We start from the raw sequence: 12333 nt of genomic DNA on the forward strand, positions 1-12333 counted from the left end.
TGCCGCGTAATCGTGACCGATCTACTGTCCATCTCGAATCTGAAAACGCAGTTCCACACGGAACGAGGGACTGTCAAGGCGGTGGACGACTTCGACCTGAACATCCGAGAGGGAGAGACCATCGGACTCGTCGGCGAATCCGGGTCCGGGAAATCTGTGACCGCGCTCTCGGCGATGCAACTCATCGACGAACCGGGCGAGGTCGCCTCCGGCGACATTCGTTTCCAACACGAGGAGGTCGCCGAGACGTTCGCAGACAAGTATCCGAGCGGCGTCGGGGAGTACGTCTTCCCCGACGAGGGGTACGTCGACATCATGTCGGCGCCCGAATCCGTCATGCGGGACATCCGCGGCAGCGAGATGGGGATGATTTTCCAGGACCCCATGACCTCGCTCAACCCGGCGCTGACCGTGGGCGAGCAAGTCGCAGAGAGCCTGCAGCTCCACCAGTACGGCGGCAAGCGGAAGGATAGCTGGTGGAACGCGGTGCGGGAAATCGCCCCGAAAATCAGCGGGGACGACATCGACGGCGAACTCCTCGAAGACACAATCGACATCCTCGAAGAAGTCGGGATTCCGGAACCCGAATCCCGCGTCGAGGAGTACCCGCACGAGTTCTCGGGCGGGATGCGCCAGCGCGTGCTCATCGCCATCGCGCTCGCCTGCAAGCCGAAACTGCTCATCGCGGACGAGCCGACGACGGCGCTCGACGTGACGATTCAGGCCCAGATTCTCGACCTCATCAACGACCTGCAGGACGAGTTGGGCATGTCCGTCTTCATGATCACCCACGACCTCGGCGTCGTCGCCGAGACGTGCGACCGCGTCGCGGTGATGTACGCGGGCGATTTGGTGGAGGTCGGGCCGGTGGACGAGATTTTCCACAACCCGAGCCACCCGTACACGTACGCCCTCCTCGAATCCATCCCCCGAGAGGACAAGGAGCGTCTGACTCCCATCGAGGGGAACGTCCCGGACCTCATCGACATGCCCGACGGCTGCCACTTCGCCGACCGGTGTCCGTGGGCGCAACCGGAGTGTACGCAGGGCGAGATTCCGAACCTGCAACACGGCCCGGACGACGTGGACCACCGCGCGAAATGCGTCCTCGAATCGTTCGACGGGACCGAGTACGTCGAGGAACAGGAGAGCGTTACGACCGGCGAACACGAGGTGGGAGACACGCTCGTCACGGTGGACAGCCTGAAGAAACACTACTCGCGCGCGGACGACTTCCTCGACAAGTGGCTGTCCGACGGCGACAACAGCGTGAAAGCCGTCGATGGCATCTCGTTCGACATCTACGAAGGCGAGACGGTAGGACTGGTCGGCGAATCCGGGTGTGGTAAATCCACCGCCGGTCGGTCGCTCCTCCGCCTCGAAACGCTGACCGACGGGCGGGTCGTCTTCGCCGGAACCGACCTCGGCGGGTTGGACAGCGACGAGATGCGCGAGGCGAGAAAGGACATGCAGATGATATTCCAGGACCCGCTGTCCAGCCTCGACCCGCGGATGTCCATCGGGCAGATCATCGCCGAACCCCTTTCGATTCACGGCCTCTCCGAAGGAAAACGACACGAACGCGTGAACGAACTGATGGAGAACGTCGGTCTCGACCCCAGCCAGCGCGACCGGTATCCGCACGAAATCTCGGGCGGCCAGCGCCAGCGCGTCGGCATCGCCCGCGCGCTCGCGGTGGACCCCGACTTCATCGTCGCCGACGAACCGGTCTCGGCGCTGGACGTGTCCGTGCAGGCCCAGATTATCAACCTCCTCGAAGACCTGCAGGAGGAGTTCGGCTTGACGTTCCTGTTCATCGCCCACGACCTCTCGGTGGTTCGGCACATCTCCGACCGCATCGCGGTGATGTATCTCGGCGAAATCGTGGAGGTCGCGGACACCGACGAACTGTTCGCGGACCCGAAACACCCCTACACGCAAGCTCTGCTCTCCGCGATTCCCGAACCGGACCCGCGGGCGGACACGGACGACCGGGTCATCCTCAAGGGCGACGTGCCGTCGCCCATCGACCCGCCGAGCGGGTGTCACTTCCGAACGCGGTGTCCGCAGATAATCCCGCCGGAGGGAATGGACATCGACCAGCAGGCGTATCGTGAGGTGATGAACTACCGCGAACGCGTCGAAAACCGCGCCATCAACCTCGAATCGGTCCACGAACAGGCGGCGGACGGAGGGCGGTCGGCACGGGCCGCCACGGATGGCGGTGAGAAGTCGACGGACGCCCGACCCTCGTCGGACGTGGGCTCCGGCGCTTCGACTGACAGCGGGCAGGCGACCAGACGACCGGGGGATAATTCGTTCCACGCCGTACTCTGGGACCGACTGTTCGAGACGGAACCGACCGGCGAACCGCGCGACATCGTTTCCCAGTCGTTCGACTACCTCGCCGACGAGGACTGGGAGGCGGCAGAGTCGCTCCTCGCGAAACACTTCACGAGCGTCTGCGAACGAAAGAGTCCGGTACTCCAGGACACCACCCACCCCTCGGCCTGCCATCTCTACGACCAACCCGAGTAGTTTCGTTTCCCATCGCCGCAGTAGTTCCGTTCCCCGTCGCCGTTCGACATTCTCGGTTTGACACGTTCGCTCCTTGTTCCAATCGTCGGTAACCGTGGTCCCGTCCGGCAGAACTATCACTATTATCGTTGACGTTTTTGGGGGATGTCACCAAACGACACGGTTTCGAGACGGAGCTTTCTGAAAGCGGCCGGTGGCGCGACCGCCGCCGCGACGTTCGCCGACTCGGTTTCGGGGGTGGGTTCGGCGACGGCACAGGGCAATCAGCAAGGTGGATTGTTGACCTACGCGCGTGGCAGCGATTCGGGGACCCTCGACCCGCAAAACACGACCAGCGGCGAGGACGTGAAGGTCACGAATCAGGTGTACGATACGCTCATCCAGTTCAAACCCGGCGAGACGAGTCTGACGAAGGGACTCGCGACGAACTGGAATTTGAAGGGGACGACGACGACGCTGAAACTCCGGGAGGGGGTGAAGTTCCAGAACGGCGAGACGTTCACGGCGGACGACGTGATAGCGACGTATCGCCGCTTCACCGATTCGAGCTATCAGTACTATCCGGGCGACAGTTACGTCTCGTCCTACGGGCCGTTCACGCTCGGCAACTGGGTGAAGAACATGAAAAAGAACGGCGACTACAACCTGACCATCGAACTCAAGCAGAAGTACGCGCCGTTCCTGCGAAATCTGGCGATGTTCGCGTCGAGCATCCTCTCAGAGAAGGCCATCCAGAACCTCGGCAAGAAGTTGAGCAGCAACCCGGTCGGGACGGGACCGTTCCAGTTCGACAACTGGGACAAGAGCAACCAACGGATTCGGTTGTCGGCGTACGACGACTACTGGGGCGACGGTCCGAACGTCGATCAGGTCGTGTTCACGGCCATCGCGTCGAACACGACGCGCGCCCAGACGCTCGACTCGGGCGACGCCGACATCATCGACGGACTCGGCGCACAGTCCGCACAAATCGTCCGACAGTCGAACAACGCCAGCCTCAGGGAGAAGGAGGGAATCAACGTCGGCTACATGGCGTTCAACATGGCGAATGTGGAGGCGTTCCGCGACAAGCGGGTTCGACAAGCCATCAGCTACGCCATCAACACGAAGGCCATCGTCGATACCATCTTCAAGGGCATCGCGGAACAGGCCAGCCAACCGATTCCGTCGAACGTCCTCGGCTACAACAAGAACCTGAATCCGTACCCCTACAACCCTGACAAGGCGCGCTCGATGCTGAACGACGCCGGATACGGGGACGGCTTCTCGTTCGAGTTGGCGACGTTCAAAAATCCGCGCGCGTACAACCCGAGTCCGATTCAGGCCGCGCAAGTCGTCAAGTCCAACCTGAACGACGTCGGCATCGACGTGACCATCAACCAACAGTCGTTCAACCCATTCCTCAACTACACCGAGAGCGGCAAACACGACGCGTGTTTCCTCGGCTGGATGACGGACAACGCCGACCCGGACAACTTCTATTACGCGCTGTTGGACCCCGGTATCCCGGTTAACAAGGTCCCGAACGGGCAGGACTGGGTGAGCTTCGACACGAAGAACTTCAACACGCTCGACGTTGCGGCGTGGGCGAACACCGACTTCATGAAACTCGTCCGGCGCGCCCAGCGAACGTACGACGACAACCAGCGCGCGAAGCTGTACCGACAGGCGGGAAAGCTCGCGCACGACGAGGCTCCGTGGGTGTTCATGGACCACGCGAAGGAACTCCGTGGGGTCGGAAACAACGTCGACGGCTACGTCGTCGAACTCATCTCCGGCCCGTTCTTGAACCTCGTTTCGCTGCAAGGACAGTAAAAACCGCCCGAATCACCAGACATTCAATACGATTTCACGTAATAGATACGAAGAACGCCACAATATCATCGTTTCTTTCATTCGTTCATTGGATACTATAGCTCCGGTATGTTTATATAGAACATATGACCACACTGGCGTATGGCGTCACGCGACAGATTGACTGACAGACGTAGTTTCCTCAAAGCTGCTGGCGGCGCGGCCGCGGCAGCGACACTCGCGGGTTGTATCGGCGGCGAGACGGGCGACGAAACCACCAGCTCCGGCGACGGAACCGGTGACGGCAACGGCGGTTCGGGCGGTACGCTCACCTACGCCCGTGGCAGCAGTTCGGGGTCCCTCGACTTCCAGAACTCGACCAGCGGCGAAGTCGCAAAGGTGACGAATCAGCTCTACGACACTCTCATCGCGTTCAAACCGGGCAAGACCTCGCTCACCGAGGGCCTCGCAACGAACTGGAACGTGGACGGCAAGACGGTCACGCTCGACCTCCGCAAAGACGTGAAATTCCACAGCGGCGAGGACTTCACCGCGGACGACTTCGTGGCGACCTACCGCCGCTTCGTGGACGAGGATTACGAGTACTACCCCGGCAAGAAGTACGCCTCCTCCTACGGTCCGTACACGCTCGGCGTCGTCAAGGACGTCAAAGCGGACGGCGACCACAAACTCACGATCAACTTGGAGAAGAAGTACGCGCCCATCCTCCCGAACCTCGCGATGTTCGTCTCCGCGGTCCACTCGAAGAAGGCAATCGAGGAGAAGGGCAAAGGGCTCAAGTCCGACCCGGACGGCACCGGCCCGTTCAAGCTGAAGAACTGGGACCAGAGCAACAACCGCGTCCGCCTCGAAAAGAACGAGGACTACTGGGGCGACGGCCCCTACGTGGACGAGGTCGTGTTCACCGTCGTCGGTAACAACACCTCACGCGCCCAGACGCTCGACTCGGGCGACGCACAGATCATCGACGGACTCGGTGCGCAGTCCTCACAGCAGGTCAAGAAATCCGGCAACGCGGAACTCGTCTCGGACGCCGGTATCAACATCGGTTACATGGCGTTCAACATGGCGAAGGTCGAAGCCTTCCAGAAAAAGAAGGTCCGACAGGCCATCAGCCACGCCATCAACACGAAAGCCATCGTCGATACCATCTTCAAGGGTATCGCCAAGGAGGCCAACCAGCCGATTCCGAGCAGCGTGATGGGCTACAACGACAGCCTCAGCCCGTACGCATACGACAAGGAGAAGGCACAGAAGCTGCTGAACGAAGCGGGCTACGGCGACGGCTTCTCGTTCGAACTGGCGACGTTCAAGAACCCGCGGACGTACAACCCGAGCCCGATTCAGGCGGCCCAGACGGTCAAGTCCAACCTGAAAGAGGTCGGCATCGACGTGACCATCAACCAGCAGGCGTTCGACCCGTTCCTCAACTACACGGAAACCGGGAAGCACGACGCGTGTTTCCTCGGCTGGATGACGGACAACGCCGACCCGGACAACTTCCACTACGCGCTGCTCCACCCCGGCGTCTCCATCGACGACGTGCCGGACGGACAGGATTGGATCAGCTTCGACACGGACGGCTTCAACACGCTCAACGTCGCGGGCTGGGCGAACACCGACTTCATGAAACTCGTCGAGGACGCGCAAGTGACCTACGACAACGAGGCGCGCAAGAAGAAGTACAAGAAGGCCGGGAAAATCGCACACGACGAGGCCCCGTGGGTGTTCATGGACCACGCGAAGGACCTCCGCGGCGTCCACAACAGCGTCAGCGGGTTCAAACTCGCTCCCATCAGCGGTCCGTACCTGCGCCTGGTGAAGCTCAACTGATAAACCACGGTAACGAGCCTTTTTTGACCCCCGACGTTTGAGATTGGGGTAGATGATATCCAAGCGGTTCGTTATCAAACGACTGTTGCTACTTATTCCCGTGCTGTTCGGGGTGGCGACGTTCGTTTTCGCCATTCTCCAACTCTCACCGGGCGACCCCGCACGGGTGGTCGCGGGCCAGCGGGCCTCGGAAGCGTTCGTCCAGCAGGTTCGCCACGAGATGGGATTGGACCAACCGATCTGGGTCCAGTACGGGGATTTCCTGTGGAACGCGCTCCACCTCGACCTCGGACAGTCCTACCAGATTCGAAAAGGCGTGCCGGTCACGCAGATTCTCACGCACAGGCTCCCCGTCACCGTCGAGATGGCGCTGTACGGCCAGATTTTCGGTATCCTGTTCGGCATCCCGCTCGGCGTGATTTCCGCCATCAAGCAGGACTCCGCGACCGACCACCTCACCCGAATCGGCGCACTGACCGGAATCAGCATCCCGATTTACTGGAGCGGACCGCTGCTCATTCTCCTGTTCGCCCAGTACCTCCACCTGTTCCCGCCGAGCGGTCGCATCGCCTCGGAGTACAGCATCAACCTCGTGACGGGACTCATCACGGTCGATACGCTGTTGAACGGCAACTTCGCGGCGTTCCAGTCGGCGGTGATGCACCTGTTCCTGCCCGCGCTCGTCATCGGCATCTACTCGATGGCGCTCATCTCGCGGATGATGCGGTCGTCCATGCTCGAAGTCGTGCGGCAGGACTACATCCGCACCGCCCGCGCGAAGGGACAGGGAACGAAAATCACGATGCTGAAACACGGCTTCCGCAACGCGCTGATTCCCGTCGTGACCGTCATCGGCATCCAGTTCGGTACCCTCCTCGGCGGCGCGGTGCTGACGGAAACCGTCTTCGGCATTCCGGGCATCGGGACGATGCTCGTGGACGCCATCGAAGTCGGTGACTTCCCGGTGGTACAGGGCACCGTGTTGACGTTCGCGCTCCTGTTCACGCTCGTCAACCTGTTCGTGGACATCACCTACTCCTACCTCGACCCGAGGATCCAACAATGAGCACGCAAACAGAAAACAGCGAAACGGTCTCCCGCGGGTTCTTCAGTCGCCTGCGGGCCTCGCCGTTCCTCTCCGAACTCCTGTCGAATCGCCTCGCCGTCACCGGTCTCACCATCATCCTCTTCATGATTGTGGTGGCGGTGTACGCGAGACTGACCATCGACCTCGCGGCCATCAAACAGTCTCGAATCGGCCTCCAGCCGAGTCTCGCCGCGCCGAGCGAGGCGTACCCCTTCGGGACCAATCTGCAGGCACAGAACATCTTCCCGCGCGTTCTCTACGGCGCGTGGTACGCCATGCTGTTCGGAACGGTGACGGTCGCCGCCTCGACGACGCTCGGGGTCGGCCTCGGCATCATCGCGGCCTACTACGGCGACCTGACGGATAACGTCATCATGCGGACGATGGACGTACTGCTGGCGTTCCCGGCGCTCCTGCTCTCGCTCGCGCTGGTCGCCGTCTTCCCCGACGAGTGGGGGTTGTGGCGCGCGGTCGCCGCGCTGACGCTCGTCTACACGCCGCGGTTCGCCCGCGTCGTCCGCGGCGCGGCGCTGAAAGTCCTCGAAGACGAGTACATCGACGCGACGGTGGCGCTGGGTGCGAAGAACCCGCGCGTGCTGGCCCGCCACGTCCTGCCGAACTGTCTCGCGCCGATTACGGTTCAGAGCACGCTCAACTTCGGCCTCGCCATCCTCGACCTCGCGGCGCTGTCGTTCCTCGGCTTCGGTGCCGACCCGGGAACCCCTTCGTGGGGACTGATGCTCTCGAACGGCGTCAAACACGGCCTGTTCAGCGTTCCGAGCGCATGGTGGTGGTCGTTCTTCCCCGGTCTGTTCCTCGCCGTGACGGTGCTGGGATTCAACTTGCTCGGTGACGGGATGCGCGACGCGCTCGACCCGCGGATGCGCGAAGCCGTGGACTGATGGATTTCGTCGGGTATCTCCGTCCCCGCGTTCGTCTCGTCTCCCGGTTCGGCGGTGTCGGACTCGCGCTGGGCGGCGCGGGCGTTTTGCTCGTCGTCGCCGCGGGCGAGACGGTTTCGTTCGCCAGTCGGAAGGTTTTCGCCGTCGCGGCGCTCGCGTTCGGCTTCGCCATCCTCGGCTGGTCGGGGTCGGTGTTCGCGGGGAGCGCGGTCGAAAACGCACAGAAGTACCTCGATTCGAACACGGGGTGGACCGAGGCGGACTCTCGAAAAGCGATGACGGTCATCGGCAGTCTCGGCGCTGGCGGCATGGTCGGCGTGACCGTTATGACGCTCGTCTTACGTGCGGCATACTGAGCCGTAAATGTTATGCCGACCTATCACTCTTATGGCTCATATGGTGGTTTTCGAATCGTTACTTGTGGGCATCATCTTCGCCGGTATCGGTGTTCTCGTGACGGCGAAACCGCGAGAAATATTTCTTATCAGACAATCGGTCGCCGTCGCATCGACCGGAGAACTCGGCGAGCTCGGCGTCGCTCGGTATCAAACCTACGGGTTGCTTTGCGTCCTGCTCGGGCTATTGCTCGTCCTCATTCCATTCTTCCTTCTCTGACACGACGCCGTTTCACCGGGGTCGGTTCGGCCCGTCACAGGTGCGAGGAGAACCATTCGCCCGCGAGCGTCGCAACCGATTCCAACGTCCCCGGTTCTTCGAACAGGTGACCCGCTCCCTCGACGACTTCGAGTTCTTTCTCACAGCGTAATCGGTCGTACGCCTCGCGGTTCAGTTCGAGCACTTGCGTGTCCCGGCCGCCGACGATGAACAACGTCGGTGCCGTCACGTCCGCGAGCACCTCCGTCGCGAGGTCAACCCGGCCGCCGCGTGAAACGGTCGCACCTACCTCTGGACGACGCGCCGCCCCACGAAGCGCGGCGGCGGCACCGGTACTCGACCCGAAGTAGCCGACGTCGCGTTCTTCCGTCTCCGGTCGCTGTTCCACCCACTCCGTCACCGCGACGAGGCGGTCGGTCAACAGTTCGATGTCGAAGCGGTTCGCGTACGTCTCGTCCTCCGCTTCCGTGAGCAGGTCGAACAGGAGCGTCCCGAGACCGAACTCGTGGAGCCGCTCCGCGACGAAGTTGTTTCGCGGACTCTTCCGACTGCTCCCGCTTCCGTGTGCGAACAGCACGATTCCGTCCGCGTCGCTCGGGACGTGGAGATTCCCCTCCAGTCGAACCGAATCGACCGGAATCTCGACCGTATCTTCTCCCGTCATATCGTATCCTCTATCGACGCGTCGGTGCCTAATCGTGACGGCCCGTCCCACTCCACTCCACTCCACTCCACTCCACTCCACTCCACCCTTCGACTTTCCACCGAGTTCCCACTCACTCCCGAAGCCGTCGTTCCGCCGCGTCCCGCTCCGCCGGTGTATTGACGTTCGCCGTCCAGCCCTCGGTTCGCATCGTCAACATAGTGTTGTCGGTGACGAATCGTCGAATCGACTCCGAGAGTTCGTACTCGCCGCGAACCGACAGTTCCGTCGCCGCACACGCGTCGAACATCGCCGGACCGTACACGGCGAATCCCGCGGCGACGAGGCTCGGTTCTGGCGGGTCGTTTGGTTCCTTTTCGATACCGCGTAGTTCCCCTTCGTCGGTCACATCGCAAATGGCTTTCACGCGAGCCTCCTCGGTCGAGACCCGTTCGACCAACTGAACCCCATCCACGCCCGCCTCCTGCTGGCGTTCGACCAGTGGTTCGAGGTCACACCGAATCACACAATCCCCGTCGAGACACATGAACTCCCCCTCGACGTACGGTTCGGCCTGCAACAGCGCGTGTGCCATCCCCAACTGCTCGCCCTGCCGGGCATACGTTATCGGAATGCCGGAAAACGAGTCCCCGTACCGGTCCCGAATCTGTGTTCCTTCGTAGCCGATGACGACGATCACTTCCTCCGCGTTCAGTTCGGCCACGGTTTCGAAACAGCGCGTGAGAATCGGCTTTCCCGCGACTTCGACCAACGCTTTCGGCTTGTCGTCGGTCAGCGGACGGAGACGAGTTCCCTTTCCGGCGGCGAGGACGACTGCTTGCATACGGTCGCTACCGCAGCACGCCTGATAATTTTACGGGGACCTACGCTCGAACGTTTTCCCCGATTTGCTCGCCGAACTCGCCGTCCTCGAAGACGACGTTGCCGCGGACCATCGTCACCTCCGGGAATACACCCGTCCAGCCTTCGAACGGCGTCCAGTCGCACTTCGTGTGGAGGTCTTCCGCCCGAATCTCGCGCGTCGCGTCGGGGTCCACGAGAACGAGGTCGGCCATCCGTCCCTCCTCGATGCGACCCTTCCGCGGCAAGCCGAACACCTTCGATGGGGTTCGGGCGGTGAGGTCGGCGACGCGCTCGTAGCTGAGATTGTCCTTGCGGGCCTCCTCCAACAACAGGGGAAGCATCGTCTCGACGCCCGGCACTCCGCTCGGGGCGTCCCAGATTCCGGCGTCCTTCTCCTCGCGGGTGTGCGGTGCGTGGTCGGTCGCAATCATATCGACCGTCCCGTCCGCTACGCGCGCGAAGACTTCTTCGCGCCGTTCCTCGCTCCGAAGCGGCGGGTTCATGCGCCCGAACGTCCCGAGTTCGTCGAGGTCGTCGCGCGAGAGGAACATATGATGGGGCGTCACTTCGCAGGTCGCACCCGCCTCGGTCGCCGCGTCGATTCCCTCCGGCGTGCTGGTGTGTGCGATGTGCAGTCGCGCGCCGAGTTCGGTGCCGATTTCACAGGCCCGTTCGACGGCATCCGACTCCGCCTCGGCCGTGCGGTAGGCGCTCCACGCGTCCGCGTCGTCGCGGGACTTCGCATCCGAATCGAACAGGTCCGCGTTCTCCGCGTGCACCGTCACGACGAGATACTTGTCCGTGGCCCGTTCGACCGCCGACCGGAACAGGTCCGCTTCGATGCCCATCTTCCCCGTCGAGTCGGCCAGAAACACCTCGCCGAGCGCGAGAATCGGCTCGTCGAGCAGCTCGTCGGGGTTCCAGTCGGGCGTGACGCCGCCGTTGATACCGTAATCGACGTACGACCTCGCCGCGAGTTCCGCCTTCTCGTCGAACGACGGTCCATCCACCGTCGGCGGGTTAGTGTTCGGTTGGTCAACGACCGTCGTCACGCCGCCCGCGGCGGCGCTCTTGCTTCCCGTCTCCCACGTCTCTTTGTGCGAAAACCCGGGCTGGCGGAAGTGAACGTGTGCGTCGATAGCACCGGGCAACAGCAGTTTTCCCGTCGCGTCGACGACCTCGCCGGACTCCGTTAGCGAGGATCCGATAGCCGAAATTCTCCCCGCGTCGGTTTCGATGCGAACGTCGCGTTTGCTGCCGTCGGGAAGCGTCGCGTTCCGGATGGTGAGCATATACTCGCCACTGTTCCGGCAACCGTCCTAAGTGTCCCGGTCGCCAACGTGTTCGACCGTCGCGTCCGCGTCGCCGACCAACATCGCCTCGATGGTTTCGGCGACCACCTTCGGATCGCCGTTCCCCCCGGCCTTTGCGACACTCCCGACGGAATCCGGGTTGAACGGCACGTCGAGCGCGGCGTAGATGGGGTCCAAGACCGCGGCGATTTCCTCGTGGTCGTCCACGACGACGACCCCCGAAACGAGCGCCGCGCCGGTTCGGACCCGCTGTGCGATACCCGCGATTTTCCCCTTCCACTGGAGCGAATAATCGCCCGGACAGAACGACCGTGACGGTTCCCCGCGCTGTGCCGGGACCCCGAGTCGCCAGAACGCACGCTGGAGCGTTTCCGTCGTCTCCGCGTAGCGTTCCTCCATCCCAGTTCGCATGTCCTCCAGCGGGACCGTCGTGGCGAACGCTACCGTGGTTCCGGTGTAGGCGACCGCACGCCCCCCGACGCTTCGTTCGAGCGGTTCGAAGTCACACGAACGGGCGACCGATTTCGCCACGTCGTACTTCTCGGCGCGGGCGTCCCGCCGCCCGAACGCTATCTGTCGATGTGGCGTCCAAACGCGAACCGCCGCCTCGCCCGTTTCCGCCGTCTCCGTGAGCATCGCGGCAGTGACCTGTCGGTCATCGTCCCGAGTCTCCGCCCGACCACGAAGCACGCGCATAGTATTCCATTGTGACCCGATGTATGT

At 62.5% G+C, this 12333-nt stretch carries 11 protein-coding genes; 7 read left to right on the top strand and 4 right to left on the bottom strand.

Going from position 1 to position 12333, the window contains the following annotated elements:
- Window positions 1-12 precede the first annotated feature (12 nt).
- The 7 genes from B208_RS0112130 to B208_RS0112160 all read left to right on the top strand — a co-directional run bounded on the left by B208_RS0112130 (window position 13) and on the right by B208_RS0112160 (window position 8790).
- Window positions 13-2538, top strand: coding sequence for an ABC transporter ATP-binding protein (locus B208_RS0112130; RefSeq protein WP_007980121.1), 2526 nt, complete (start codon window positions 13-15; stop codon window positions 2536-2538).
- Between the two features lie 144 nt (window positions 2539-2682).
- Window positions 2683-4353, top strand: coding sequence for an ABC transporter substrate-binding protein (locus B208_RS0112135; protein ID WP_007980120.1), 1671 nt, complete (start codon window positions 2683-2685; stop codon window positions 4351-4353).
- A 141-nt stretch (window positions 4354-4494) separates the two neighbouring features.
- Entirely contained in the window at window positions 4495-6186 is a 1692-nt protein-coding gene (locus B208_RS0112140) for an ABC transporter substrate-binding protein (protein ID WP_007980118.1), read from the top strand.
- A 52-nt stretch (window positions 6187-6238) separates the two neighbouring features.
- Window positions 6239-7252, top strand: a complete 1014-nt coding sequence (locus B208_RS0112145) for an ABC transporter permease (RefSeq protein ID WP_007980116.1) — start codon at window positions 6239-6241, stop codon at window positions 7250-7252.
- Window positions 7249-8175 (top strand): ABC transporter permease, encoded by a 927-nt coding sequence (locus tag B208_RS0112150; RefSeq protein WP_007980114.1) that lies wholly within the window; start codon window positions 7249-7251, stop codon window positions 8173-8175. The genes B208_RS0112145 and B208_RS0112150 overlap by 4 nt, the downstream gene beginning before the upstream one ends.
- Window positions 8175-8531 (top strand): DUF7268 family protein, encoded by a 357-nt coding sequence (locus B208_RS0112155; protein WP_007980111.1) that lies wholly within the window; start codon window positions 8175-8177, stop codon window positions 8529-8531. Before B208_RS0112150 ends, B208_RS0112155 begins: the two co-directional genes overlap by 1 nt.
- 40 nt (window positions 8532-8571) lie before the next feature.
- A complete protein-coding gene (locus B208_RS0112160) occupies window positions 8572-8790 on the top strand; it encodes a hypothetical protein (protein WP_232423786.1) in 219 nt (72 codons plus the stop codon).
- Between the two features lie 34 nt (window positions 8791-8824).
- Here the strand turns inward: B208_RS0112160 and B208_RS0112165 are convergent, their stop codons facing one another.
- From B208_RS0112165 to B208_RS0112180, 4 genes are all read right to left on the bottom strand, one after another.
- Window positions 8825-9454 carry a dienelactone hydrolase family protein gene (locus B208_RS0112165; RefSeq protein WP_007980107.1) on the bottom strand — a complete coding sequence of 210 codons (630 nt, stop codon included), beginning with the start codon at window positions 9452-9454 and terminating at the stop codon, window positions 8825-8827.
- Window positions 9455-9566: 112 nt separating this feature from the next.
- Window positions 9567-10277 (bottom strand): sugar phosphate nucleotidyltransferase, encoded by a 711-nt coding sequence (locus tag B208_RS0112170; protein WP_007980105.1) that lies wholly within the window; start codon window positions 10275-10277, stop codon window positions 9567-9569.
- 40 nt (window positions 10278-10317) lie between these two features.
- The gene (locus B208_RS0112175) at window positions 10318-11589 is read right to left on the bottom strand and encodes a dihydroorotase (protein ID WP_007980104.1); all 1272 of its coding nucleotides are present in this window, start codon (window positions 11587-11589) and stop codon (window positions 10318-10320) included.
- Window positions 11590-11616: 27 nt separating this feature from the next.
- Window positions 11617-12306, bottom strand: coding sequence for a lipoyl protein ligase domain-containing protein (locus B208_RS0112180; protein ID WP_007980102.1), 690 nt, complete (start codon window positions 12304-12306; stop codon window positions 11617-11619).
- Window positions 12307-12333 lie beyond the last annotated feature (27 nt).

Source organism: Haladaptatus paucihalophilus DX253 (assembly GCF_000376445.1).
Classification (GTDB): domain Archaea; phylum Halobacteriota; class Halobacteria; order Halobacteriales; family Haladaptataceae; genus Haladaptatus; species Haladaptatus paucihalophilus.

Bases quoted from the DNA above. Each gene is read 5' to 3' on its own strand.
- B208_RS0112135 (WP_007980120.1), top strand. From the start codon at position 2,683: ATGTCACCAAACGACACGGTTTCGAGACGGAGCTTTCTGAAAGCGGCC.
- B208_RS0112140 (WP_007980118.1), top strand. From the start codon at position 4,495: ATGGCGTCACGCGACAGATTGACTGACAGACGTAGTTTCCTCAAAGCT.
- B208_RS0112145 (WP_007980116.1), top strand. From the start codon at position 6,239: ATGATATCCAAGCGGTTCGTTATCAAACGACTGTTGCTACTTATTCCC.
- B208_RS0112150 (WP_007980114.1), top strand. From the start codon at position 7,249: ATGAGCACGCAAACAGAAAACAGCGAAACGGTCTCCCGCGGGTTCTTC.
- B208_RS0112155 (WP_007980111.1), top strand. From the start codon at position 8,175: ATGGATTTCGTCGGGTATCTCCGTCCCCGCGTTCGTCTCGTCTCCCGG.
- B208_RS0112160 (WP_232423786.1), top strand. From the start codon at position 8,572: ATGGTGGTTTTCGAATCGTTACTTGTGGGCATCATCTTCGCCGGTATC.
- B208_RS0112165 (WP_007980107.1), bottom strand. From the start codon at position 9,454: ATGACGGGAGAAGATACGGTCGAGATTCCGGTCGATTCGGTTCGACTG.
- B208_RS0112170 (WP_007980105.1), bottom strand. From the start codon at position 10,277: ATGCAAGCAGTCGTCCTCGCCGCCGGAAAGGGAACTCGTCTCCGTCCG.
- B208_RS0112175 (WP_007980104.1), bottom strand. From the start codon at position 11,589: ATGCTCACCATCCGGAACGCGACGCTTCCCGACGGCAGCAAACGCGAC.
- B208_RS0112180 (WP_007980102.1), bottom strand. From the start codon at position 12,306: ATGCGCGTGCTTCGTGGTCGGGCGGAGACTCGGGACGATGACCGACAG.